Genomic DNA, 25,940 nt, shown 5'->3' with positions numbered 1-25,940 from the left:
ATTTCCATTATGTAAGTGCATTTTGTAATACTTCTTCAATTCTTTTAACAGGAATTATTTCCAGTCCTTCTTTAACTTCTTCCGGAATGTCGTCGAGGTCTCTTTGATAATTTTTTTCAGGTATAAGAACTTTCTTTATTTTAGCTTTATATGCGGCTATAAGTTTTTCTTTAAGGCCGCCTATTGGAAGCACGTCTCCGGTCAGGGTTATTTCGCCCGTCATTGCTACGTCCGCTTTTACTTTTCTGTTTGTAAACAGACTTGCAATTGCGGTAGTCATTGTAATACCCGCACTTGGGCCGTCTTTCGGAATGGCGCCTTCAGGCACGTGGATATGGATATTGTATTTTGAGTAAATCGGATCTTTTGAGCGTTCTGCGACTTTTAATTTTTTATTGTCTATTAAAACTTTAATAAGGGTATAGGCTATATGAGCCGATTCTTTCATAACGTCACCGAGCTGACCGGTTAAAATAACCTGTCCTCTGCCTCTGTATTTAACGGCTTCAACCCTTAAAACATCTCCTCCCACAGGAGTCCACGCAAGGCCGTTTACCACGCCTACTTTGTCTTTTTTGTCGACGCTGTCGATACCGTAATAGCCTTTTTCTAAAAATTCTTCAAGATTTTTAATGCTTATTCTGACTTTTTTCTCACCCTGAATGATTTTTAAAGCGGCTTTTCTCATTATTTTTGCAATTACGCGTCTTAAGTTTCTGACTCCTGCTTCTTTGGTGTATTTGTCAATTATTTCCACAAGCGCTTTGTCTGTTATTGTTACTTCGCTTTTTTTAAGAGAATGTTTTTTAAGCTCTTGAGGAATCAGATATCTTTTTGCAATTTCGAATTTTTCCTGAGGAGTGTAGCTTCCTACGAAAATCATTTCCATTCTGTCTTTAAGCGGACCCGGAATTGTGCTAGGATCGTTTGCAGTGGCGATAAACAGCACTTTGCTCAAATCCAGATCAAAATTCAGATAAAGGTCTCTAAACGCGCTGTTTTGTTCTGGGTCTAAAATTTCAAGCAGCACTGCGGTAGGGTCCCCTCTGTATCTTGCGACTTTGTCAATTTCATCTAAAACCATTACGGGATTCATCTGTTTAGCGTTAATCAGTCCCTGAGCGATTCTTCCCGGCATTGCGCCAATATATGTTCTTCTGTGGCCTCTGAGTTCGTTGACGTCTTCAAGTCCTCCTAAAGCAATTCTTACAAGCTCTCTGTCGAGGGATTTTGCTATTGAATTTGCCAGTGAGGTTTTACCTACCCCCGGAGGGCCTACAAAACATAAAATCGCACCGTTAAATTCGTTGTCTCTTAATTTTGCAAGCTCTTTAGAGGCAAAATATTCGACTATTCTTTCTTTAGGTTTTTTAAGGCCGTAATGGTCGGTATCCAGTCTGTTTTTGAGCTCTTCTATACTGAATTCTTCTTTTGCGTATTTTCCGAAAGGAATTTCAAGAGCCCATTCTATATAGTTTTGAGTGGTGGTAGCCTCAGCGCTTTCCGGATGCATTCTGCTTAGACGGTCAATCTGTTTTTTGATTTCTTTGTATGCGTTTTGAGGCATATGTGGCTTAAGCTCTTCAAGCTTTTCATAATATTCTTTTATTTCTTCTTCAAGCTCGTTTGTAATTCCGAGCTCCTGTTGAATTAGTTTAAGCTGCTGTTTTAGCAGGTGCTCTCTGTTGGCTTCCTGGACCTGTTCCATTACTTTTTTGGATAGTTCGTTTTTAAGCTTTATAGATTCAATTTCTTCAAGAATAAAATGAATTAATTTTACAAGTCTTTCGTGTGTATCCGTTTCTTTAAAGAGCTCATATCCTTTTTCTACCGGCAGTTTTAAAGAGCTGGCGATTATATCGATAATTCTGTCCGCATCGCTGTTGTTGTCTATTATTTTGATAAAGTCTTTAGGGAAAAAAGGACTTAAGTCGCTTAATGTTATTATATGTTCTTTAAGCGTTTCGAGCAGGGCGCCTATCTCTTTTTTACTTGCGTCGGTATGCGCTTCGACTTTGTCTATCAAAGCCATTGTTGGGTTTTTGTCAGTAATTTCAAGTATTTTTCCTCTGACAAGACCCTGAAAAAGGATTTTGACTCTGCCTTCAGGCAGTGTAACCTTTCTTATAATAGTACCTATTGTTCCGTATGTTCCGATATCGTCATTTATCGAAACGAAAAGTAAAGAATGATCGTTTATAGCTTTTTGAGCGGCAATAATATCGTTTTTGTCTTCTAAAAATATAGGAATAATCATAAAAGGATATATTAATTCTTTTTCTTTTAAAACGGGTATTATACTAGGCAGCTTTGCGTAATTTTCTAATGTCAATTTTTCTCCTTACCAATAAAATAGTTTTTTATACCATGGAATAACCGGCGGTTTTGAATCTTTTGGAATTTTTACTTTGTAAAGTTTTGAAGCTTTTGGTTTGTCAAGTTTTTTATATAGTTTACTTATTTTATCATCTAAATATTTATTTGTCAATTCGGCTTTTGCCAAAACAGTAGATACTTCCGGCGCAAAACTTGAATCGGGATAGTTTAAAAGGTAATTATTACACATAGTGATAATATTCAGTAATTTTTCCTGGTTTGTGTATGCGTTCGTATAGCTTAAATAGTTTAGTTTTATTTTCTGATATTCTATCCACGGAATTTCTTTAGGGGAAGCATAACGTTTTTCATATTCGTTTATGTAAAACTTTGCAAGGTCGTATTCTTTGTTTGCAAGGTGTGCTAAATACAGGTTAAGCAGATCCGTTTTTATATAAATGGAAGCCGGATGTTCGGCTTCTAATGAAATAAAGTCCTCATCGGCCTGGTCTAAGTTTGAGTTTTGTATATCTTTATAAATTTTGTAATGCCAGCTAAGCGCTGTAAGATTTTGAGAATGGGTTACGTTTTTTGTAGAACATCCTAAAAATAAAAAAGGGAGTATCAAAAGGGCTGTTTTTTTAGTCATTTAATTTCCTTAATTCTTCTTCGATTTTTTGAAGTTTTTCTTTAAATTCGTTTAATTCGTTTCTGTTTTTTTCTACAACCTCTTGAGGAGCGCGTTCTACAAAGTTTTTATTTGCAAGTTTTTTCTCAAGTTTTTCTATTTCTTTATTCAGTTTTTCTTTTTGTTTGGTGAGTCTTTCAATCAGAGGCGTAATGTCCACTTCCTCTTTGCTGACCATAGTTTCGAGATTGTCGCTTATATCTCTTATGGCGTTTGGAATTTGAGAATTTACAAATTCAACTTCGTTTACACGTGCAAGCTTTTTAATGTATTCTTTTGCAAGTTCCGGAAGGTCGGCTAATACATATGCTTTTTTGATCTCTTTCGCACCCGTAAGGGCTTTGATTCTTCTGAGGCTTACGATTGCTTCGATAATCATATCAAAATCAGCCGGTTTTTCAATTTCTTTAACCTGAGGGAAATCTTTTAGCATAATAGAATTGTTTTCAATATCTGTTAGTGAAAGCTCCTGATATAAAAACTCTGTAATAAACGGCATAAACGGATGAAGAAGTTTCATTGCCTCTTTATAGATGCTTCCAAGCTCTGTAATTGACTCTTTGCTTACTTTGCTAAGCTCGATTCCCCAGTCGCAGAAATCCTGCCATAAGAATCTGTAAAGCGTCATGGCTGCGTCGTTAAATCTGTATTCGTCAAGCTCGCGTCTAACCTGTTTTGTGGCTTCATTTAGTTTGTAAAGCATCCATTTTCCAAGGTCTGTTTTAATCTCGGTATTATCCAGATCTTCAAATTTATCCCTGTGCATTTTTAAAAATCTTGCAGCGTTGTATAATTTGTTTGTAAAGTTTCTGCTCTCAATCAGTTTAGCTTCGCTGAGTTTAATATCTCTTCCCTGGACCGCAAGAATAGCCAGAGTGAATCTAAGCGCGTCTGCTGAGTATTTTTCAATCATTTCAAGAGGGTCTATTACGTTTCCTTTAGATTTAGACATTTTCTGTCCGTGTTCGTCCCTGACGAGAGCATGCAGGTATACGTCTCTAAACGGCACGTCTTTTAGGAAATGCGTACCCATCATCATCATTCTGGCAACCCAGAAGAAAAGAATGTCAAACCCGGTAATTAAAAGGTTGTTTGGATAAAATCTTTCAAGGTCTTCAGGCATCCATTTTTCGCCTTTGCCCCATTCGCCGTTTTCCCATCCGAGTGTTGAGAATGGCCAGAGTGCTGAGCTGAACCAAGTATCGAGTACGTCAGGGTCCTGATGAAAATTTTTGCTTTTACATTTCGGACATTCTGTTGGTTCTTCAACGCTTGCCCACTCATGTCCGCATTCGTCGCAGTAATATACAGGAATCTGGTGCCCCCACCAAAGCTGTCTGCTTATACACCAGTCTCTGAGCTCCCTCATCCATGCGTCGTAGTTGTTTTTCCACTGTTTCGGATGAAACTTCACATCGCCTCTGTTTGCCGCTTCAATCGCAGGGATCGCTACTTCTTTTTTCAAAAACCACTGAGTTGAAACATACGGTTCAATTACACTTTTACATCTGTAGCAGTGTCCGACCTGGTGTGTGTGCTCTTCTATTTTTTCGATAAATCCGTTTTCTTCTAACTTTTTAATAATGTCTTCTCTGGCTTCTATTCTGTCGCGGCCTTTGAATTCAAGGGCATGTTCGTTTAAGATACCTTTTTCGTCGAATACTTTTATAATTTCAAGATTGTGTCTGAGTCCTACTTCGTAGTCGTTCGGGTCATGTGCGGGAGTAACTTTTACACATCCTGTCCCGAATTCCATATCTACGTATTCATCCGCAATAATAGGAATTTCCCTGTTTACAAGCGGAAGGATTACTTTTTTGCCTATTAAATGTTTGTATCTTTCGTCTTCCGGGTTTACCATAACAGCTGTGTCACCAAAATACGTCTCCGGTCTTGTAGTGGCAACTACTACAAATTCGTCACTGTCTTTAATAGGGTATTTTATATGTACAAGCTGGCCTTTATGGGTTTCGTATTCCACTTCTATGTCACTGAGCGCCCCGTCTTTAGGACACCAGTTAACCATATAGTTGCCTTTTACGATAAGGCCTTCTTCATACAGTTTTTTAAATGCTACCCTTACGGCTCTTTGAAGACCTTCATCCATTGTAAAACGTTCTCTGCTCCATGCAGGAGAAGCTCCGAGGTGTCTTAATTGCTTGGTGATTGTTCCGCCGCTATACTCTTTCCATTTCCAGACTCTTTTTAAAAACTCCTCACGTCCGATTTCTTCTTTTGTAATCCCTTCCGCAAGAAGCTGTTTTTCTACAACATTTTGTGTAGCAATTCCCGCATGGTCGGTACCGGGCTGCCATAAAGTGGCATAACCGTCCATTCTTTTGTATCTGACCATAATATCCTGCAGTGTAAATGTCAGGGCATGTCCGATATGCAGGCTTCCTGTTACGTTAGGAGGGGGCATTACGATGCAGAAATTTTTCTTTTTAGAATAATCTACCTCAAAAAAACCTTTATTTTCCCATAAATTATAAAAATTCTGTTCAATATCGTGAGGATTATATTCTCTCATTAATAAATCCTTTTTTCGTGCAATTATACTATAAATAGTTTAGATGTTAAGATTTAAGGCGTTTAAAGTAAATAATAAAATTTTTTTTTGTGATATAATTAGGAATATCAATTGCTTGATTCATTTAAAAAAGGAAAAAAATGAAGTTTGAAGTTGTTTTACCGGTACTCGGATTCGAAAATATAAAAGAATTCGAATTAGAAAAAATAGATGATAATTTTTATACACTTAAAAACGATAATATTGCATTTACGTTAATAAATCCGTTTTTAGTCAGAAAAGACTATGATTTTGAAATAAGCGAAAAAGAACAGAAAATATTAGAACTTGACGAAAACAGCAAATTTCTTGTTTTGAATATAATGATAGTGAATAAACCGTTTTTAGAATCAACTGTTAATTTTGCCGCTCCTTTGATTTTTAACCTTGATAAAAATAAAATGGGACAGATTATTCTTGAAAAATATGGATACGGACTGACCGAACCTTTAAAAAACTTTATAAAGAGCGAAGAATGATATATATACTCGGATACGGTTCAATGGCCAGGGCTATCGCTTCCGGCTTAAAAGGGGAAATGGAATTTGCCGTTGTCGGAAGAGATACGAAAAAGCTTAAGAAGTTCGCTGAAGAATTCGGATGCGCTTTTTATGAACTTGACGGTTTTGATATCACAGGCAAAACGGTTTTGCTTACCGTTAAACCTTACGCGCTACAGGAAGTATCTATGAGGCTAAAAGGAGAGGCGGATGTACTTATATCTATACTTGCAGGCAAAAGTCTTCTGGATCTGCAAAGGATTAAAGCAAAAGCCTATATAAGAGCTATGCCTAATGTTGCAGCAAAATATAAAGCTTCAACTACCGCTTTGACGGGAGATTCCGAAGCAAAAGAACTTGCTATAGAAATATTTTCCAAAATAGGCACTGTTGTATGGATGGAAAATGACGATGAGATAGATATGGCCACTGCAATTATCGGAAGCGGACCGGCTTATCTTGCAATAATTGCGGAAGCGTTTAGTGACGGAGGTGTTTATATAGGGCTTAAAAGAGATAAAGCTGCGGAGTTGACAAAAGGACTGTTTAAAAGTTTTGCTTCAATTGAGGATAATTTTGCCGAAATTAAAGACTCCGTAATGTCTCCTAAAGGAACAACGGCTGAAGGTATATATACTCTTGAAAACGAAGGCGTAAGAGGGAAAATAATAAAGGCAGTAAAAAACACTTATGAAAAATCTAAAAATATCTAAAGGGTTTACTCTTTTTGAGGTATTAGTATCGATTATTATTTTGGGAATAGTAATGACTACATTCCCTTTTATTTTTCAGACAATGACCGGAGCAAATAAACAGGTAATGAAAGAAGAGGTGTTTTTTCAGGAATTTACCGTACTTTCATTAATAAACGCAAGATATTTTGACGAAAACAATACCGTGGGCGATAATTTTTATAAAGATTTGAACGCCACAGGCGGAGACAGCGAGCTTTTAAATAATCATTCCTCATTATACGCAGGAAAAACGAGTAGAGTAGCAAAGGCTGAATTCAATAACAATATTTTAAGAAGCGGCACAAATTATACTACTTCCGCTATAGGTCTTGATCCCGGAGAAAACGCTAACGATCTTTCCACTTATGACGATGTTGACGATTTTAACGGATATCATGAAAATTTTTTGAATTACGTTATAAACGTTAATGTTAAATATATAAGCGATAATGCGGATTATTCGGACCAGGATATGAATTTTAGTTTTAATTATTCGGCGCCTGCAAGCAATACGAACATAAAACTTATTACGGTATGGTGTAAAGTAGGGGATACAAATATTACGTTAAGATATCCGACTTCAAACATCGGTGCGAGCAAATTTTTATCTTTAGAGGAAATAAGCAGATGAGAAAATCATTTACCTTAATGGAATTAATTATTGTTATAGTTATATTAGGTATTTTAGGGACTATATCTATAGAAATACTGCAAAACACCTTTCAAAGCTATATAAAAACCAAAGAGCTGAACAAGCTGGCTTTAAAAACGGATATGACTCTTAACATTATAGCTTCAAAACTTGAAAACAGAATCAAAAACAGTGTAATAGCCGTAGAATGTAATGCGACGACCAATCAGTGTATTACGAACGGTAATAAAAATTTTATAGCCATTAGCAGTCTTACACCTGCTAATAGTTATAAATATCCGGTAATAGAATGGCTTTATACTTCCCTGTATTCAAAAAGAGGAATGTGGAATCCGGCTAAAAAATATGTGCAGCCGGGATGGAGCGGTTTTGTCGATTTAAAAGATACGAAAACCGGAAACGGAGATGAATACAACATAACCACTCCGGACAGCAATTTTACGGTAGTTCAACAGATTGACCAGGCATGGATTAACGACTGGGGTGTTCCTAATTCCGGCAATGTATTTAATGACAGGTTTGACGTGCTGGTATTCAGCGGCAGCGACGGAAGAGGGGATTTTGACGATATAAACAATTCATACGGTTATTACGGACACAGTGCCACGAGGGTGTTTGATATTAATGCGACATCCGATACTAAACTTGCTTTAAAGGCGATTAGCGAATCTAACTCGACAACAGTATATGAAGGTTATTATATCGTTAGGGGAGCAATGGCCATAGTTCCTGTTTATAATGCGGCTACACATGATTATAACCTGACTCTAAGATTTAATTATTTCCCTTGGAATTCGGAAATGTATATGGATGGAAACAGCACTCTTTTGGCTACACACGTAACGCAGTTTAAATTTAAAGAAGAGGGAGGGGTTCTCAGACTGTATTTATGTATAACCGCTCCTAGTGCCAAACTGACTGATTACAATCTTACATTATGTAAAGAAAAGGTGGTATTTTGAGAAAATCGTTCAGTATGATTATTACGATAGTTTTTATTGTTGTTATGTCTATAATAGGTGTAATGATTCTTAAATTCAGTTCAGCTTCAAATGTACACGTATCAAGAAGTTTTATGGATACAAGAGCAAATTTAATGCTCAAAAGCGCCACGGAATACGCAATACTTGCTTTGCAGGGGCATGAAATAAATTCAACAAACAAGTGCCTGAATAAAATACATATGAGTGATAATCTATTTGATATAAACGTCACATATCATTATTTTATAGACGGTAACTGTTCTTCTGCAATATGGAGCGGGTGTAAATGCAGTGAAATTAAAACGGCGGATACAAACGGCAGCGTACTGGTATATGTAACCGTTGCTTCTAAAAATCCAAATTTTCACATAAGAAAAGTTCGTTTTACTCTTCAAAATCCTTAATATATAGGTTATAATTTAAATAACAAACGGTTAGTTTGTTATTTAATTAGAAAGGAGTACCATGAACGTAACAATAGTTGGTAGGAATGTAGAGCTTACTGAAGCTATGAAAGACCATATTTCAAAAGTAGTAAGCGAAGTAGAAAAATATAATTTAGGAATTTTACATTCAATTGTAACAATTGAAAAAGATAAAAGAGATTTCTTTACAGTGGAAATAATTATGAATATTCCTGATAAAGGTACGGCAGTAGTACATTATAAAGATAAAGATATGTATGCCGCACTTGACAAAGCGAAAGACAAACTTGAAAAACTTCTAAGAAGATATCACGATAAAATCACCGATTATCGTAAAAAAGACAGAATCGAAGAGCTGATTGTCGAAGACGAGCAGGATGAAATTGTAGAAATGCCTTTAGATATTGAAAAACCTCTTACAATTGACGAAGCAAAAGAAGAATTTAAAAACTCAGGTTTATATTTTATGGTATTTAAAGATACTGAAGGAGAAAAAAGAGTTATTTATAGAAGAAAAGACGGAAAATTAGGATTATATTGATTTTTTTGTTAAAATTCCGTCAAAAAAAAGGAGAATAAATGAAAAGAACTTATCAACCAAGTAAAATCAGAAGAAAAAGAACTCACGGGTTCAGAGCCAGACTTAAGACTAAAAACGGAAGAAAAGTATTAGCTAGAAGAAGAGCTAAAGGTAGAAAAAGATTAGCGGTTTAAATAAAAAAGAAATAAAAGATGTGTTGAAAAAAGGGAAGAGATTTTATAGCGATAATTTTTTATTGTATTATCTTCCCTCCGACACTTTAAAAGTGTCGCCTATAGTTTCTAAAAAAATTTCCAAAAAAGCGGTAATCAGAAATAAAATAAAAAGAAGAATCAGATACATTGCCTATAATTTGTTAAGCAATGGCGGATTTGCAATAGTTGCCAAAAAAGACATATCGGAATATGATTTTGAAAAACTTTATGAAGAGTTTAAAAAACTTGCCACTAAAATTAATTAGTTTTTATCAATTGTTTATCAGTCCCTTGCTGGGCAATAATTGCAGATATTATCCTAGCTGTTCAGAATATGCAAAAATTGAATTAGAAAACGATACTTTTTTAAGGGCTGTTTTTAAATCAACTGTACGCTTTTTAACGTGTAACCAGTTATTTAAAGGCGGTATAGATTTCCCTGTTGTTAAAAGAAAAATAAAAACAACCTTTTTTATTAAAAAGCCTAAATTAAAATACTGGCTTGTACCTACTAATAAAAAAGATCAATATATAGTAATAAAGGTCGAATATGGAGAATAACGGACAATTAAAAAGAATATTAATTGCTACAGTCATATCTTTTGCGTTTTTTGTTGCATATGATTATTTCGTGTTAACACCGAATCAGAAAGCTGCAGCGCAGATAGAACAGAATAAAACTCAAAAAACTGTCACAAACACTAAAACAAACTCAAACGAAACAATTAAAACACAAATTAAAAAACAGCAAAACATAAAAACGGTTGCTACAATAACTTCTAAAAATTTTGAAATCAAAATAGACTCTTTAGGTAGAATAAGCAGTTTTAAACTTAAACAAAATAAATTTAACACAAAAAACGGTAAACATTTACAGCTTGTTAACTCTAAACTGCCTAAACCTCTTGAAATCAGATTTGAAAATCAGCAGCTTAACAAACTGGCTTTCACAGTACCTGTAAAAGCCGATAAAAGCAGTATTGTTTTAAATAACAAACCTCAGACATTGACAATTACGCAAAACTTAAAAACATTACAGCTCACAAAAATAATTACATTTTATCCAGACGGGCATTATGATGTAAAAATTAAACTTTCCAAACCGGCTATATATTATGTTACTCCGGGATACAGACCGAATGTTGCGGTAGACAAACTTACTATTCACGGTCTGGTTGTTAAGAAAAGCGACGGCACCCTTACAATTGTAAAGGACGGAGACGCAGAAACTGAAACTATAGATAATGCCATTGTAACTGCAGAGTTCGACAGATACTATACAACACTTCTGTTTTCAAAAAAACCTTACAGCGTTGTAATTCAGCCTGATAATGAACAAAATCCTGTTGCCTTTATCAAAGCTGACGACAACAGAGATTTTATAGGTTATATCGGACCTAAATTCGTAGATACTTTAAAAGCTATAAATCCTCAGCTTGTAGATGTAGTTCAGTACGGAGTAGGTACATTCTTTGCAAAAAATCTGTTTTTCGTATTGGATTTCTTTTATAAAATAGTCGGAAACTGGGGTATTGCAATTATATTACTCGTTATTTTGGTAAGACTTGTTCTGTTCCCTCTAACATATAAGGGAATGGTAAGCATGTATAAACTTAAAGAGCTTGCTCCTAAAATGAAAGAAATACAGCAGAAATACAAAAAAGACCCTCAAAAACTTCAGCAGCATATGATGAAACTTTATAAAGAACACGGTGCAAATCCTCTTGGAGGATGTTTGCCGCTAGTTCTTCAAATACCTGTATTTTACGGTATTTACAAGCTTTTATTATATGCAATTGAATTAAAAGGCGCTTCATTTTTATGGATTCACGATTTAAGCGCTATGGATCCGTATTTTATTTTACCTGTGTTAATGGGTGTGAGTATGTATATTCATCAAAGACTTACTCCTACAAATTTCCAAGACCCAATGCAGGAAAAAATATTTAAGTTCTTACCGCTTATTTTTACATTTATGATGGCTACATTCCCTGCAGGGCTGGTATTATATTGGACAACAAATAACATATTGTCAATAGCTCAGCAGTGGTTAATTAACAGAATTATGGCTTCAAAGGCTAAAAAATGAAAGTAGAGGCAAAAACTCTTGAAGACGCCTATTACGAAGCTGCTAAAAAACTAAACTGTTCAGTTACAGATTTAGAGGTAAAAATAATCCAGTATCCTAGCCGCGGCCTTTTCGGCCTTTTTTCAAAGACCGCCATTATAGAAGTTGAAGAAAACATCCAAAGAGATATTGATGATGTTATTCCTGAAATACAGGAACATTTAAAATACCTTTTTTCTAAGTCCTGTTTTAATCTTGACACGTTTGAAGTAAGTAAATACGATGAAGAAACCGTATATATTAAAATCGACGGGGAAGACGCAGCGTTACTTATAGGAAAAGAAGGATACAGATACAATGCGCTGAATTTTATGCTTTACAGCTGGATAAACCAAAAATACGGATTTAAAGTAAGACTTGAAATTGCCGAGTTTTTAAAAACCCAGGAAGAAATGTTAAGAAGCTTTTTGGTGCCTTTTATTGAAAGGGTTAAAGAAAGAGGCTATGGCAAAACAAAACCTTTTGACGGAATACTTGCTTTTATCGCACTTGAAATATTAAGAGAAGAATTTCCTGACAGATATGTTGCCATAAAAGAAAGAAACGGTGAAAAATTTGTTGTTATAGGTGAAAAACATGGAAACGATAGCGGCAATAGCCACGCCTAACGGCGTCGGCGCCATTTCAATAGTCAGACTTTCCGGAGACAATGCTCTAGATATTGCAAAAAAACTTACAAAAAAAAATCTTCAGCCAAGAATCGCAACACTTTCAAAATTGTATGACAATAACAATGACCTTATCGATATAGGGCTTGTTATATATTTTAAAGCTCCTAATTCTTTTACCGGAGAGGATATAGTAGAGTTTCAATGTCATGGAGGAGTTGTTGTCAGCAGGCTGGTGCTTGAAACGCTGTTTAATTACGGTGCCAGACCGGCAATGCCGGGCGAATTTACTAAAAGGGCTTTTTTAAACGGTAAAATAGACGCTTCACAGGCTGAGGCGATTGCTAAACTTATAGAAACAAGGTCGCGAGAGGGAGCAAAACTTTTATCAAGGCAGCTTGACGGTGACCTTGCTAAATTTGTTAATGAAGTCAGAGAAAAACTGGTAGAAATAATGGCTTATACAGAAGTCTTTATCGATTATGCCGAAGAAGATCTGCCTGAAACTTTAGGATATGAAATAGAACAGAGACTTGATACCATAAAAAAACTGCTTAACCATACGTTAGAAGCCAGCAAACGAAGAGAAGGAATGCTTAGCGGCTATAAGGTTGCTATCATAGGTAAGCCCAATGTTGGTAAAAGCTCTATTTTAAATGCTCTTTTAAATAAGCAAAGGGCAATTGTAAGCGACATTGCAGGAACGACAAGAGACACGATAGAAGAAGATATCCAAATAGGCTCACATTTAATCAGAATTATTGATACGGCCGGAATAAGAGCCGCTAAAGACGAAATAGAAAAGATAGGCGTGCAAAGGAGCAAAGAAGCAATAAAAGAAGCTGATATAGTTCTGGCTGTATTTGACGCCGGAGAATTTGATTCAGAAGATGAAGAAATTCTAAATTTAATCAAAAACAGCAATAAAGACGTAATTGTAATAATTAATAAAATTGATAAAGGTATCAGTTTCGATACTGGTATATTCGGCTCTCTTCCGAGTGTTAAAATATCTGCAAAAGAAGATATATCTCCTTTAATTGCGAAACTAAAAGAGCTTCTTGACAATTACAGCGGAGAGGATGAACATATCCTTATTTCGGCAAGACAGATATCAGCCGTAGAAAAGGCCGTTAAATCCATAGAAGAATCTAATGAATTTTTAAAAACCGGAGAGCTCGAACTTTTCAGTTATCATATACAGGATGCTATTAAAGCTATAAGCGAAATTACAAAACCTTTCGAATATGACGAGATGCTTGATAAAATGTTCGGAAGCTTTTGCGTAGGAAAATAAACAAAGGAGCGATAATGACAATAATTGAACTTAAAAAAATGATGATGAAAGCAAAAAGAGAAGACAAAACAAAAGCAAATGCTTTAATGATGCTTGTTGACAGCGCACAGAAAATAGCTAAAGAAAAAGGCGAAGAAGTTAGCGAAAAACATATTCAGGAAGCTGCAAAAAAATTGGCGAAAATGGCTAAAGAATCTATAGAAGCCGGAATGGAAGAAGCAAAAAAAGAACTTGAAATTTACGAAAGTTTCCTTCCTAAAATGCTTGGTGAAGAAGAAACAACTAAAATTATTAAAGAGATAGTAGAAGAAATCGGTGGTAAAAATATGGGTGAAATTATGAAAAGGCTAAAAGCCAGAGGCGATATCGATATGGCAATGGCAAGCAGGATAATTAAATCACTTTAACAATTGCAGTATTAAAGAATTTGCTATATGGGAGAGAAGTACTAGAGATTTTTTCTCTTTTTTAATCCCGTTTATTTCTTCTATGATATCTTCATATTCGTCTTTTTTTCTGGAAATGTATGTTTGAAATGATTTTTTCAAAGAAGAAGAGTCGAATTTATTTGAGTTTATAACTTCTTTTGCGAATGTAATAACGAAATATTCGATTAATCTTTCTATCTCTTCTTTAAGGTTTTTGTCTATTCTGTTTTTAGGTTTTGTTGTTTTAATCTCTTTTAAAATTTTATTTATTTTGAATTTTGTGATTATTAATTTAAATAATTCCAGTATGGTTTTGAGTTCGAGGTTGTATTCGTGTTTTATCATAAACATGGCTGGCAAGAATTTATAAAAATCTTTCCATTTTTCATATAATTCAAGTTCGTTTCCGTTTCCTATTATTGATTTAACTTCGTCTTTGTAAGTAATGAACAATAATGGTTTTACAGAACTGTTTTCGAGTGTTTTGACCATCCATTTAACCGCAAATTTTATTGTTTTTTCTATATCTATCAGAGTTTCATACTGTTTTTCTATATTTTTGATTTTCAATGCTTCTATTCTGATTTTGTCCGCATCAATAAGTTCGTTCATTATCAGATAGCTTTCTATTTTATATTTAAAAGATTTTTCATGAAAATTGCTGATAAAATCAATACCGTGCGCGTTAATAATATTGTTGGCAATCTGTGTGGCGATAATTTCTTTTTTTAAAGGATGATGCATTATATCGTTTTCAAATTTTTCTAAAAATTCTTCAGGAAAATATTGTTTTAAAAATTTGTCGTAATAATTTGACTCGAGAAGGTTGGAATTTAAGATATATTTTTTTACAAATATTTTACTGTAAAGCATAATAATTGCCAGTACTGGCCTTATTGCTTTGCCGTTATAATAAACGGTTTCTATTTCGCTGTTTTTAGGAATGGAATAATTTTTTCTTTTAAAATAGTCTGTGTTTTTTTCCAAAACTTCTAAAACTTTTATAAGTTTTTCTTTATAAACCCTTCTTTCTTCAAGAGAAAGTACAAGAGCGTGATGAAAGTTATTGAGCAGCACTTTTTCTATTACGTTATTTTCGATATCTTTTAATACTTTTATTTTATCTTTTTCGCTTATTTTGCCTTTGTCTACAAGCATATTAAGTATCATTTTTAAGTTAACTTCATAATCGCTAGTATTGACTCCTGCAGAGTTGTCTATGGCGTCAAGGTTTATTTTTCCTCCGTTAAGGGCATATTCGTATCTTGCAGGCATGGTAAGTGCAAGATTTGCTCCTTCACATACCGCATAGGCTTTGATTTCGTTGGCGTTGATTCTTATGTTTGCGTTTTGTTTGTCGCTGATATGTATATTCTGTTCATCCGAAGATTTGACGTATGTGCCGATTCCTCCGAAATAGAGCATGTCCACTTTTAGTTTAAGCAGGGATTTGGCCAGCTCTTCCGCACTCATTTCGTCTTTTTTAGTATTGAGAAGGTTTTTTATTTCAGGAGAAAGTTTAATAGATTTCTGGTCTCTTTTAAATACTCCTCCGCCTTTGCTTATTTTGCTTTTGTCGTAATCGCTCCAGCTTAAAGAATTTTCAAAAAGTCTTTTTCGTTCTTTATATGCGGTTTTCGGATCGGGATTAGGATCTATAAATATTTCTTTATGGCTGATTGCCCCTATAAGCAGAAAATTTTTGTTAAGAAGCATACCGTTGCCGAATACATCTCCTCTCATGGAACCCACACCGACTACGCTTAGTCTGTCTTTATATATATCTTGATTTTTTTCTATAAAAAATCTGCCGGTTGTATGTATTGCGCCTTTTGCCGTTATTCCTAGTTTTTTATGGGAATATCCGGTGCTTCCGCCGCTTGCAAAAGCGTCTTTTAAAAAATAGCCTCTTTTTATTGCTATTTCATTTGCGGTATCGCTCATGGAAGCTGTGCCTTTGTCCGCCGCTACGACAAAGTAAAAGTCATTATCGTCGTATTTAACCAGATCGACATCTCCCACATCAATAAGATCGAGCAGGGCATCGATAAAAAGAGAATAATATTTTTTAAATTCGTTTTTGCTTACACCGTCTTTATATATAACAAAGCCGCCTTTTGCGCCTTCGGGAATTATAAGGGCGTTTTTGGCTTCCTGGGTTATCATAAGGTCTTTTATCTCTTCTCTGAAATCGTGAGGCCTGTCTGACCATCTCAAGCCGCCCCGGCTTATTTTGCTCATTCTTAAATGTATTCCGTTGAAATCGTTATGATAAACGTAGCTTTCTATATTAGGCTGCATTCCGAATAAAATATTTTTGAAATTTTGAGTGTTGACTTTAAACGATATCGTTTCTTTGTTTAAAAAATAATTCGTTCTTAATGTGTTTTTTACGATGGTAAATAAAACTCTGAATATTTTGTCTTCGTTTAAATTTTTTATTTTTTTAATCTCTTCGGATATGGTTTTTTCTAAAGAAAGGTCTTTTGTTGAAAATCTGTCTTTGAAATAATTTATAATATATTTCGTTAATTTTGAATTATTTAATAATGCAGAAATAATTAGATTTTCATTAAATTCGTAAAAAAGCTGGTTTTGATATTTGATAAGAGCTCTTAAAAGAGATATTTCTCTAAGGGTAAAACCCTCCCACGCCATATAATACAGTTTGCAAAGGGTGTATATTTCGTTTAAAAGCGCTTTTTGTAATATTTCAAGAAAAATATGCTTATATTTAAAAAAAGTATCCGTATGCTGTATATTTGTTTTTATTTTATATACATATATGCCGTCGTTTACAAATGATACGGAATCCAATATCTCAATATTGAAGTTTTGGAATATATTGCTGATTTTGGTTATCGGGAGTTTTTCTTTGGAATATATATGAAAAGTTTGAGTCTCTTTTTCAAAGGAGATGTGTATTTTTTCAAATTCCGGTATTTTATAATCTTCATTTGAGATTAACTGTTTGCATAAATCTTTCATAATAACTCATTTTTAAAAAAGAAAAAGAAGTTATTTAGTATATAAAACTCTTCTTCTTTTTCTTTTCATTTTAAATTTTCCTCTTGCCATATAACCTCCTTTTGTGTGGAAGTTAACATTTATAATTATAACAAAAAATTATATTAAATAAAAATTGCGCTCATATATCCAACTACCTGTTTTTCATCTCCGCTGACATCTGCACTGGTTCTGTAATCCACCACGAAAGAGGCCAAATTTATTTCAACACTTGCTAAAATCATGGCTTCAATTCCGATTTTACCGCATGCTTCACAGTTTTTCAATTTATTGACATCCTGTTCCGCCACGGCTTCTAAGCAGTTGTAATCAAGGGCGTTAGCCGTTTTTATATCATAATAATGGCTTAAGTCGGAACTGATAACGACTAAAACGTTGTTTGCAATTAAAAACTTTATTATTTCTTTTAATTTTTCCGGAGAATAGTTTGAATAAACCATTTCTATTACAGGCACGCTGTTTCCGAAATAATGATAAATAAACGGCATCTGCACTTCTGTAGAATGTTCTGTATGAACGTGTTCTAAATTCTGTACTCCGAAATTCTCTATAAGCTCTTTTGAAAGCTGAACGTTTACAGGCAGAATGCCGCAGGGCGTTTCATACGAATCTTCAAGCGTTACGCTTATACCGTCAAATGCAAATTTATGTGATGGGCCTATAACCGCTATTGACGAAGGTTTTGTGTTTTGCGCTATTCTGTATGCAAAATTGGCGGTAAATCCGCTGTAAACCCATCCGGCATGCGGAACTATTAACGCTTTTGGTTTTAAAGAAAAAATTTCTTTTGCTTTTTCTGCATCGACATTTTCATCTAAAATCATATTAAATCTTCTGATATAATCGGTAACGGCTTCGCATGTACCGCCGTACCATTCTTTTACTACCGCTTTTCTCATTTCCATACTCCTTTAATTTTTTCTCCGCATTTAGGACAGGAAGCTTCACCGTATTCATTAATATTCAAAATGTTTTTTTCGACCCTGTAAATGCTTCTTACTATCAGTTCTTCTCCGCATTTCGGACAGTATGTAATAACAGGAAGAGCTACATTTCCTAAATATACGTATTTAAGCCCGGCTTTTTTGCCTATTTCATATGCTTTAGCCATTGTTGTCATAGGTGTAGGCTCTTTATCTGTAACCTTATAGTCGGGATGAAATCTGCTTATATGCCACGGGATATCCGTACTTACGCCTGCAATAAATTCGGCTATCTGAGTCAGTTCTTCGTCACTGTCATTGTCTCCCGGTACTATCAAAGTAGTTATTTCCTGCCATATTCCGGCGTCATACAGTCTTTTTATAGTATCCATTACGTCTTCTAAATTCCCCTTTAAGACTTTTTTATAATATTCGGGTTTGAAACTTTTTAGATCCACATTGCATGCGTCAACCCAGTTTTTCATATCTTCAATTTCATACACGCTTTCAAATCCGTTTGTTACGAAAACGTTTTTAAGCCCTTTTTCCTTTGCTAATATTCCTACATCTCTTGCATAAGGATAAAATACGCTCGGTTCGTTATATGTGTATGCGATTGACTTTGTATTGTATTGAAGCGCAAGGCCTACCATCTGTTCAGGCGATACGTAAACGGATGTGTTTACGTTGTCGGTATGGGCAATCTGCCAGTTCTGACAAAAAGGGCATTTAAAATTACATCCCACAGTTCCAAATGATAAAATATCGCTTCCCGGTAAAAAATGAAAAAGAGGCTTTTTTTCAACGGGATCAATATTTATACTTGAAGGATGCCCGTATACGAGGTTTTTAAGTGACCCGTTTTCATTCATATTAATACCACATATACCTGCCTGTCCTTCTTTTAAAATACAGTGGTGCCTGCATAAAAGACATTTTATTTTACCATTTTCAAGAGGTTCGTAATATTGCATGGGCACTCCTTTGTTTTATATATTATACCATAAAGGAGTGAAAAAGTAAATGAAATTTGGAAGGAAAGTTTAGTTTTGTTGACTAAACTATCTGCCAGCTTATTTTTTTATAAGGACAGTTTTTCCCTTTACTGGCAAAAGCTGAAGTGTCTACCTCGAATTCACCTTTTTGAAGCTTTACGGTCTGTTTGATTTCTATATTAAAAAGTTTGGCGGGATTGTGTGAAACAAGTCTGGTAACCGTATCGGCAGGAAGAGGCAGGGAGTATGCAAGCTGGCTGAAAATATCGAGTTTGCTTATACCGAATTCCGCTTCTTCCAACGGCACGTCTTTGTAATTAGCCGCAATGTGATTTGAAGATATAAAATCAACAATTTCTTTTTCACAGGCTTCAAGCAGGGCGTCTTTATCTTTACTGCTTCTTAAAGGAGGAAATGTTTTGTAAAGAGAATTGAAATCTTTCAGGTTTTCATCACAGAAATAAAGATTGTCGATGCATACGTCAACGTAGATGTTTTCTGGCTTGTTTTTTAAAATTTCTATAGATTCTTGTGTTGTAATGCCCTGAAATATGACTTTTGCTTTAAAATGGCGTGAGAGTTCGTAGATTTTTGCCACTTCCGCACTTTCCGAATATGAAGGTATTCCGCTTACACCGAGCGAATACGCTATTTCGCTGTCATGCATTACCCCGCTGCTCAGGGCTTTATTGTTACAGTTTACGAATATAGGAATATTCAGAAATTCCGCATATTCGAAAACTCTTTTGAGCAGGTTCATGTCTTCATCGGAATTAATATAAATGGCGCTTGCGCCTTTATCTTTTAAAATAGATATGTCTGTCAGTCTGTTTTCATGAATTCCTTCGATTGCAACAAGAAGCTGAAAATCCGATTCGTTTGCTCTTTTCAAATTATAAGCTAAATGAAGTTTATCAAAAATCGGTTTAATGGTAGGTATCATTAATATGCTGCATACTCCTCCGTTTTCGGAAGAATGGGCAAGTCTTTGTACGCTTTCCGAGTTTTTAACATTTAAATCGATACTTTTTGGCACTTCTATAGTCATTTCGAGCCTTTTTTATTATAATTTTACTAAAAAAAGGCAGTTATGTTGATATTTTATATTATAAATCTGATTGTTTTATCCAGTGTTGTAGGATATTTTGCTTTTAGGCTGGGCCATAATTTTTGGATTTTTTTTATACTTTCACTTTTGCTTTCTCCTATAGTGGGGGGGTCTTTTTTTGGCTGTTTACGATTATTATAAAACATTTATGAAAGGCAGATTATGAAACAGAGGTACATGGAGATTTTAAAAAAGGTTTATCCTAATTTAACTCCTAGGGATGAGGCTATATTTGAAGAGATTATGAATGACGAAGGACTTGGAAAGTGCAAACCTAAATTTAATCTTTGGGGATTTTTATTCGGCTGGTTTTATCTTCTTTACAGACACGCTTATGTGGAAGCTGTTGCGGTTTTGATTGTTTCGTTAATGGTAGGATATTTTTATCTTCCGGGTATGGTTGTAATAAACTCTCTTATAGGAGGTTTTTGTTATTACTTTTTATATCTGAATAAATTTTCTATGGACGTTGACAGGTGCGGAGGCGTTTCTTTTCCGGATATGGAGTGCCTGAAAAACAAAGCTAAAACAAATAAATGGGCGGTGGTGTTTGCTGTTGTGCTTATATTGATTTTAATTTGGCCGGTTGTTTACGCGATTGTAACGGGCCATCAGTTAAGAACGCCTCAAAATCCGTATTAATCTTTGATATAATTTCGTAAAAAAGGCTTATAAATGAAAAAAGTTTTGATAATAGGAAGCGGAGGTAGAGAATACAGTATCGGTTATTTTATGAAAGACGAAGCTGAACTGTTTTATGCTCCGGGAAACGGTGCGACTGACGAATTTGCAACTAATATCGATATTAAAGACTTTGAAGAGCTTGCAAACTGGGCTAAAGAAAACGAAATCGACCTGACTATCGTGGGACCTGAAGATCCTCTGGTAAACGGAATAGTTGACGTATTTAAAAAGCACGGTCTTACTATTTTCGGACCGAGTGCAGATGCGGCCAGACTGGAGGGAAGCAAAGTTTATATGAAAAATTTCTTAAAAAAATACAATATACCTACTGCAAAATACATCGAAACATCTGATAAAAATGAAGCGTATGAGTTTATCGACAGATGTGAAAAGCTGCCTATCGTTGTAAAAGCTGACGGACTTTGTGCGGGTAAAGGGGTAATTATTGCCGAAAGTAAAGACGAGGCTAAAAAAACAGTTGAAGAGATGCTAAGCGGTAAAGCCTTCGGTGAAGCGGGCAAAAAAGTAATCGTTGAAGAGTTTCTTGACGGATATGAGTTAAGTATGTTTGCTATCTGCGACGGAAAAGATTTTGTGCTTCTTCCTGCGGCTCAGGATCACAAAAGACTGCTTGACGGAGACAAAGGACCTAATACGGGAGGGATGGGCGCATATGCTCCGACTCCGCTTGTTGATGACGTGCTTTATGAAAAAGTTAAAGAAAGGGTTATAAGACCGACTCTTAAAGGTATGCAAGAAGAGGGCGCTCCGTTTGAAGGTGTGCTTTTTATAGGGCTTATGATAGTCGATAACGAACCTTATGTATTGGAATATAACGTAAGATTCGGGGATCCTGAGTGTGAGGAACTGATGGCTTTAATTGACAGCAGCGTTTATGATATGTTTTATAACGGGGCTACGAAACAGCTTGATAAAATCAATGTAAAAATAAAAGATATGGTGGCCGTAGGCGTTGTATGCGCATCTAAAAACTACCCTTATTCAAGCAGCGAGCCGGCTGAAATAACCGTTGATGATTTAAGCGGCTGCAACGGCTATATATCTTATGCTGGAGTCAAAAAAATAGACGGTAAACTTATGGCTACCGGCGGAAGAGTGCTTGTTTGCGTCGGATTTGGAAAAGATGTGAAAGAAGCAAGGGACGAAGCATATAAAATCGTAGATAAAGTACATTTTGACGGTAAAAAATACAGAACCGACATTGCGTATCAGGCGATAGGCAAATAGATAAGTGGATAAGTTGTGAAGCGGATAAGTTGTGAAGGATAAAGAATTTAAACAAGGAAACGGATGGAAGAAATAATTAACAGACTTGAAAGAGAAGGCCTTAAAAAAGCTTCTCTTACTAAAAGAGCGATTGCAATGACTATTGACGATCTGCTGATATCTCTTATAATCGTTTTTGCTTTCTCTTCACAGTTTGCACATGCAAAATCTTATGAACAGGTACTTATGCTTACGAACGAGCTGTTCGGGTATATTTTTGTTGCTTATACGTTATATCACTGGATATTTATTGCGCTTTACGGTAAAACTATAGGAAAAATGATTGTTAAAATCAGGGTGGTAGATGTGCAGACCCTTGACAATCCTTCCTGGATGAGGTCTTTTGTCAGAAGCGTAGTAAGAAATTTTGATGAAATGTTTTTTTATTTAGGCATGGCTTATGCGATAGTTGATCCTTTAAACAGGGCCATTCACGACATAGTAGGACGATGCGTTGCTGTTGAGGATTAGTTTTTTATTTATTTCTGTTTTTTCTTTTTTATTTGCAGATGTGAAAATATTTGCTACGAAAGCAGTAGATTCAAACAACACCATTAAACTTAAAAATCCTATTATTATTTACAATAACTCTATAATTCAGGCACAAAACGGGCTTATTACCGATAAACGGAAGATTATACTTACCGGTAAGGTGTATGTTTCGTATCAAAACAGATCTTCTATTTTAGCTAATTCTTTAATTGCTTACAGTTCCAGAAATATTACAATGAATGATATTTTTTTTTACGACAAATCTATGGACGGATGGATTGTAGCTAAACATTCTGTTTCAAAAAATGAAAATATTTTTTTTAAAAAAATATATTTTTCAACCTGCTGTGTAGAAAAACCCGACTGGTTTATGAAAGCCACAAGAGCCAAATACAACAGAAAAAACAAATCCTTAAAACTTTATAATCTCGTACTTGTTATAAATAAAGTTCCGGTACTGTATCTGCCTTATTTTTATGTTAATTTTGATAAAACCAGAAGAAGTGGTCTTTTAAGACCTTATATCGGATATTCTCAGAATGAGGGTATTTTGTATTCACAGCCTATATATTTCGTTACTTCTGTAAACACGGATTTAGAAGTGACGCCTACAATAAGAACTCTCAGAGGCAAGGGAGTTTATGCGATTTTCAGATTTGTTGACTCATCGCATTCAAAAGGAAGTATAAAAGCAGGAATTTTCAGAGACGATACAGATTATTACATAGCAAACAATCTGGCTTATCAAAAACATTACGGTTATAACATTAAATATGAAAGAAACGGTGTTTTTGGAAACAGGGACGCTTTATATATGGATTTAAAATATGCTAATGACGTAGACTATTTTTATCTTGACGCATACAATTATAAATTTAACGATACTTATCTTTCCGATAAACTTATAACATCGGAACTGAATTATATTGTAACAAACGAAGATTATCTTCTAGGGTCTTATTTTAAATACTTTATAGATACCACAAAGCTAAGCAATGACACTACATGGCAGATACTTCCGCAGCTTAATTTTCATAAATTTTTAAGTAAAAATTTCGGATTATTGAATCTTTTAGATGTAAATGTCTATAACTATTACAGAAAAGTCGGTTCTAATTTTGTTTTGGCGGACTTGCTTTTCCCTGTATCATATAATATTTCGTTATTTGACGATTATCTTAAGTTTAAAATTACGGAAACTCTAAGTTCGGGTTACGGTTTTTATTATCAGACAAGCTCGTTGAAATCAAAATATACGAATCTTTCAACCCAGTTTAAACTGTATACTTCATTAACGAAAGTAAGCGGAGACTACATACATATCTTATCTCCGTCACTGCTTGTTAATATAAAAAATTATTCCAAATCTACTATATATACCGACTTGATGAATGTTCCGGATTTGCAAAATTATGTTTCTTTTAATCTGTTTCAGATTATAGAAAACGATTTTTTCAGTCTGACTCATACGCTTAACGATACATATTATCTTGATTTGAAAAAATATTCTGATCTTGAAAATATATTTAATCTTAAAATCGGAAATTATACATTTGATGAAAATAACCGCTACTCAATTGAAAACAGGGATGTAACTTATAATAATTTCAAAATTAGTTATAATAATAATCCGTTTTATGGGTTTATTTCACATGTATATCAGAAAAACATATCTAAATCCATAACTTTGGGGGCGAGTTACAATACCAGCAAATATAAAAAAGTTTACACAGAGTACAGTTACGATTTAAACAATAAATACAGAAAATACTGGCTTTTAGGTGTAAAACTGAATAAAAAGTGCTGGGATTACGATTTGAGTTTTAAACAGTCACGTATTCCGATTCTTGAAGAAAACGGAATTTCGTACAGACAGGATAACATTATTACCATAAACGTTGAATTGAAACCTATAGGCGGTCTCAATCAAACTTTTGTATTTAAAGGAAACAAATGAGGAATGAAGTAAAGGTGGGGATTTTTATATTTTTAGGTTTGTTGTCTTTAATATTTTTAACCCTTCAGGTTAACAGTCTGCAGGATTTTAATAAAAAAGGGTATCCTTTATATGCATTGATAGGTGATGCAAGCGGACTGGCAAAAAAAGCCAAAGTTAAAATGAGAGGTGTTGAAATAGGAACTGTTGAAGATTTACAGCTTGATAATAATATAGTAAAACTGAAACTTTTAATAAATAAAAATGTAAAAATACCTAAAGGATCCGTAGTTACACTTGCTCAGGATAATTTTTTAGGCGGAAAATATGTAAAAATCATTCCATCTCAGAGTTATACTTATTATAAGCCCGGAGCTGTAATAACAAAATATGTCAATACGGTTTCCATGGATGATGTAATGGCAAACATAAACGGAGCGGTAAATGATGTTAAGGTGTTAATACGAAAACTTAACAGGACTTTGGATGAAAAAACAATAAAAAATTTAAAAGAAACAATATCAAATATCAAAGATTCGTCTGTTACGCTTAAGTCGATTCTGAATACGACAGATAAAAAACTGCCTGTGCTTTTAGACAATGCAAACGATTTGGTACTGGAATATAAAAAAGCTGGAGTTACTTTAAATAAAAAACTTCCCGACATAATGAATAAAACCGATAAGCTTGTTACTAAGTTTAATAAAACAGGCGATATTATTAATGCCAAACTCGGTAAACTGATGGATGAATATATAAAATTAGGCAAAAATGCCAACGGTATTTTAAACGACAACAAAAAAGGTATAAAAGAAGCCGTTGCCAGCGCAAAAGATTTCTTTGTTAGCGGAGGAGAGAGCTTCAAAAAAATTGACAATTATTTAAGTTCGCTTTCAAAAAGCCAGATTATGGTTGATATCCAGAGTAACTATATGGCAAGAGACGATTATTTTAAAACGTCGGCTTATATAACATATCTTCCTGTTCCGACAAAATATTACATCTTAGGCGTAACAAGTTCAAAAGACTTTTCTGATCTTTCAAAAATCAATTTAAACCATCAGGAAGATAAAGTATATATAAGCGCCGAATACGGAAAAAGATTTGATGATCTGCTTCTTAGAGGGGGTATTATAGAAAATACCGGAGGTATCGGTCTGGATTATTTCTTGGATCATGATAAAATCAAATTAAGCAGTAATATTTATGATTTCAATGCCGTTAACGATGTAAGAGGAACGAATCCTCATCTTACATTTAAAGGTACATATTTATATTTGAAACATATTCAGTTTATCGGCGGTGTTGATAATATACTTAATACAAATGCCAGAACGTTTTTCTTGGGAGTCGGAGTTAAATTTAAAGACAACGACTTAAAAACAATATTAAGCGGAGGTGCTTCATCATTTCTAAAGTAGACGA

The 25,940-nt window shown here is 34.6% G+C and carries 25 protein-coding genes; 18 read left to right on the top strand and 7 right to left on the bottom strand.

Annotation, left to right across the window (positions count from 1 at the left end; genetic code table 11):
- Positions 1 to 7 precede the first annotated feature (7 nt).
- The 3 genes from lon to ACZ5EP_RS03325 are packed head-to-tail and all read right to left on the bottom strand — an operon-like array spanning position 8 to position 5,534.
- Positions 8 to 2,332, bottom strand: a complete 2,325-nt coding sequence (gene lon / locus ACZ5EP_RS03335) for an endopeptidase La (RefSeq protein WP_464509423.1) — start codon at positions 2,330 to 2,332, stop codon at positions 8 to 10.
- A gap of 9 nt (positions 2,333 to 2,341) precedes the next feature.
- Positions 2,342 to 2,965: an outer membrane protein assembly factor BamD gene (gene bamD, locus ACZ5EP_RS03330; RefSeq protein ID WP_464509422.1), complete on the bottom strand. Its 624-nt coding sequence runs from the start codon at positions 2,963 to 2,965 to the stop codon at positions 2,342 to 2,344.
- Positions 2,958 to 5,534 carry a valine--tRNA ligase gene (locus ACZ5EP_RS03325; RefSeq protein WP_464509421.1) on the bottom strand — a complete coding sequence of 859 codons (2,577 nt, stop codon included), beginning with the start codon at positions 5,532 to 5,534 and terminating at the stop codon, positions 2,958 to 2,960. Before ACZ5EP_RS03325 ends, bamD begins: the two co-directional genes overlap by 8 nt.
- Positions 5,535 to 5,674: 140 nt before the next feature.
- Here ACZ5EP_RS03325 and fliW point away from each other — a divergent pair, with 140 nt between their 5' ends.
- The 13 genes from fliW to ACZ5EP_RS03260 all read left to right on the top strand — a co-directional run bounded on the left by fliW (position 5,675) and on the right by ACZ5EP_RS03260 (position 14,042).
- Positions 5,675 to 6,052 carry a flagellar assembly protein FliW gene (gene fliW, locus ACZ5EP_RS03320; protein ID WP_127680187.1) on the top strand — a complete coding sequence of 126 codons (378 nt, stop codon included), beginning with the start codon at positions 5,675 to 5,677 and terminating at the stop codon, positions 6,050 to 6,052.
- Positions 6,049 to 6,786, top strand: coding sequence for a pyrroline-5-carboxylate reductase (locus ACZ5EP_RS03315; RefSeq protein ID WP_127680189.1), 738 nt, complete (start codon positions 6,049 to 6,051; stop codon positions 6,784 to 6,786). The genes fliW and ACZ5EP_RS03315 overlap by 4 nt, the downstream gene beginning before the upstream one ends.
- Positions 6,764 to 7,438, top strand: coding sequence for a prepilin-type N-terminal cleavage/methylation domain-containing protein (locus tag ACZ5EP_RS03310; protein ID WP_464509420.1), 675 nt, complete (start codon positions 6,764 to 6,766; stop codon positions 7,436 to 7,438). The genes ACZ5EP_RS03315 and ACZ5EP_RS03310 overlap by 23 nt, the downstream gene beginning before the upstream one ends.
- Entirely contained in the window at positions 7,435 to 8,421 is a 987-nt protein-coding gene (locus tag ACZ5EP_RS03305) for a prepilin-type N-terminal cleavage/methylation domain-containing protein (RefSeq protein WP_464509419.1), read from the top strand. The genes ACZ5EP_RS03310 and ACZ5EP_RS03305 overlap by 4 nt, the downstream gene beginning before the upstream one ends.
- Positions 8,418 to 8,846 (top strand): hypothetical protein, encoded by a 429-nt coding sequence (locus tag ACZ5EP_RS03300; protein WP_464509418.1) that lies wholly within the window; start codon positions 8,418 to 8,420, stop codon positions 8,844 to 8,846. The genes ACZ5EP_RS03305 and ACZ5EP_RS03300 overlap by 4 nt, the downstream gene beginning before the upstream one ends.
- Positions 8,847 to 8,907: 61 nt before the next feature.
- Positions 8,908 to 9,408, top strand: coding sequence for a ribosome hibernation-promoting factor, HPF/YfiA family (gene hpf, locus ACZ5EP_RS03295; protein WP_127680197.1), 501 nt, complete (start codon positions 8,908 to 8,910; stop codon positions 9,406 to 9,408).
- 38 nt (positions 9,409 to 9,446) lie between these two features.
- Positions 9,447 to 9,581, top strand: coding sequence for a 50S ribosomal protein L34 (gene rpmH, locus ACZ5EP_RS03290; RefSeq protein WP_015901741.1), 135 nt, complete (start codon positions 9,447 to 9,449; stop codon positions 9,579 to 9,581).
- Positions 9,582 to 9,601: 20 nt separating this feature from the next.
- Entirely contained in the window at positions 9,602 to 9,868 is a 267-nt protein-coding gene (gene rnpA / locus ACZ5EP_RS03285; RefSeq protein WP_246831104.1) for a ribonuclease P protein component, read from the top strand.
- Positions 9,831 to 10,163: a membrane protein insertion efficiency factor YidD gene (gene yidD, locus ACZ5EP_RS03280; RefSeq protein ID WP_246831105.1), complete on the top strand. Its 333-nt coding sequence runs from the start codon at positions 9,831 to 9,833 to the stop codon at positions 10,161 to 10,163. The genes rnpA and yidD overlap by 38 nt, the downstream gene beginning before the upstream one ends.
- Positions 10,153 to 11,691 carry a membrane protein insertase YidC gene (yidC, locus tag ACZ5EP_RS03275; RefSeq protein WP_464509414.1) on the top strand — a complete coding sequence of 513 codons (1,539 nt, stop codon included), beginning with the start codon at positions 10,153 to 10,155 and terminating at the stop codon, positions 11,689 to 11,691. Before yidD ends, yidC begins: the two co-directional genes overlap by 11 nt.
- Positions 11,688 to 12,338 carry a Jag N-terminal domain-containing protein gene (locus ACZ5EP_RS03270; protein WP_464509413.1) on the top strand — a complete coding sequence of 217 codons (651 nt, stop codon included), beginning with the start codon at positions 11,688 to 11,690 and terminating at the stop codon, positions 12,336 to 12,338. The genes yidC and ACZ5EP_RS03270 overlap by 4 nt, the downstream gene beginning before the upstream one ends.
- A complete protein-coding gene (mnmE, locus tag ACZ5EP_RS03265) occupies positions 12,298 to 13,635 on the top strand; it encodes a tRNA uridine-5-carboxymethylaminomethyl(34) synthesis GTPase MnmE (protein WP_464509412.1) in 1,338 nt (445 codons plus the stop codon). Before ACZ5EP_RS03270 ends, mnmE begins: the two co-directional genes overlap by 41 nt.
- A gap of 14 nt (positions 13,636 to 13,649) precedes the next feature.
- On the top strand, positions 13,650 to 14,042 hold the full coding sequence (locus ACZ5EP_RS03260) for a GatB/YqeY domain-containing protein (RefSeq protein ID WP_127680207.1): 393 nt from the start codon (positions 13,650 to 13,652) through the stop codon (positions 14,040 to 14,042).
- On the opposite strand, the gene ACZ5EP_RS03255 is transcribed toward ACZ5EP_RS03260, so the two are convergent.
- The 4 genes from ACZ5EP_RS03255 to ACZ5EP_RS03240 all read right to left on the bottom strand — a co-directional run bounded on the left by ACZ5EP_RS03255 (position 14,034) and on the right by ACZ5EP_RS03240 (position 20,056).
- Positions 14,034 to 17,051, bottom strand: a complete 3,018-nt coding sequence (locus ACZ5EP_RS03255; protein WP_464509410.1) for an NAD-glutamate dehydrogenase domain-containing protein — start codon at positions 17,049 to 17,051, stop codon at positions 14,034 to 14,036. The two genes, ACZ5EP_RS03260 and ACZ5EP_RS03255, sit on opposite strands and share 9 nt — an antisense overlap.
- A gap of 143 nt (positions 17,052 to 17,194) precedes the next feature.
- On the bottom strand, positions 17,195 to 17,989 hold the full coding sequence (gene amrB / locus ACZ5EP_RS03250; protein ID WP_127680211.1) for an AmmeMemoRadiSam system protein B: 795 nt from the start codon (positions 17,987 to 17,989) through the stop codon (positions 17,195 to 17,197).
- Positions 17,986 to 18,987 (bottom strand): AmmeMemoRadiSam system radical SAM enzyme, encoded by a 1,002-nt coding sequence (gene amrS, locus ACZ5EP_RS03245; RefSeq protein WP_464509409.1) that lies wholly within the window; start codon positions 18,985 to 18,987, stop codon positions 17,986 to 17,988. Before amrS ends, amrB begins: the two co-directional genes overlap by 4 nt.
- Positions 18,988 to 19,069: 82 nt before the next feature.
- Positions 19,070 to 20,056 carry an amidohydrolase family protein gene (locus ACZ5EP_RS03240; protein ID WP_464509408.1) on the bottom strand — a complete coding sequence of 329 codons (987 nt, stop codon included), beginning with the start codon at positions 20,054 to 20,056 and terminating at the stop codon, positions 19,070 to 19,072.
- 222 nt (positions 20,057 to 20,278) lie between these two features.
- Here ACZ5EP_RS03240 and ACZ5EP_RS03235 point away from each other — a divergent pair, with 222 nt between their 5' ends.
- From ACZ5EP_RS03235 to ACZ5EP_RS03215, 5 genes are all read left to right on the top strand, one after another.
- Positions 20,279 to 20,758 carry a DUF2628 domain-containing protein gene (locus ACZ5EP_RS03235; RefSeq protein WP_464509407.1) on the top strand — a complete coding sequence of 160 codons (480 nt, stop codon included), beginning with the start codon at positions 20,279 to 20,281 and terminating at the stop codon, positions 20,756 to 20,758.
- A 33-nt stretch (positions 20,759 to 20,791) separates the two neighbouring features.
- Positions 20,792 to 22,048: a phosphoribosylamine--glycine ligase gene (gene purD / locus ACZ5EP_RS03230; protein ID WP_464509406.1), complete on the top strand. Its 1,257-nt coding sequence runs from the start codon at positions 20,792 to 20,794 to the stop codon at positions 22,046 to 22,048.
- A 63-nt stretch (positions 22,049 to 22,111) separates the two neighbouring features.
- Complete coding sequence (locus ACZ5EP_RS03225) at positions 22,112 to 22,558, top strand: RDD family protein (protein WP_127680223.1); 447 nt, start codon at positions 22,112 to 22,114, stop codon at positions 22,556 to 22,558.
- Positions 22,548 to 24,536 (top strand): LPS-assembly protein LptD, encoded by a 1,989-nt coding sequence (locus tag ACZ5EP_RS03220; protein WP_464509405.1) that lies wholly within the window; start codon positions 22,548 to 22,550, stop codon positions 24,534 to 24,536. Before ACZ5EP_RS03225 ends, ACZ5EP_RS03220 begins: the two co-directional genes overlap by 11 nt.
- Positions 24,533 to 25,936: an MlaD family protein gene (locus ACZ5EP_RS03215; protein WP_127680227.1), complete on the top strand. Its 1,404-nt coding sequence runs from the start codon at positions 24,533 to 24,535 to the stop codon at positions 25,934 to 25,936. Before ACZ5EP_RS03220 ends, ACZ5EP_RS03215 begins: the two co-directional genes overlap by 4 nt.
- Positions 25,937 to 25,940 lie beyond the last annotated feature (4 nt).

The organism is Nautilia abyssi, from assembly GCF_055388085.1.
The sequence above is the reverse complement of the archived record's forward strand: the minus strand, read 5'-3'. Positions and strand labels throughout refer to the sequence as shown.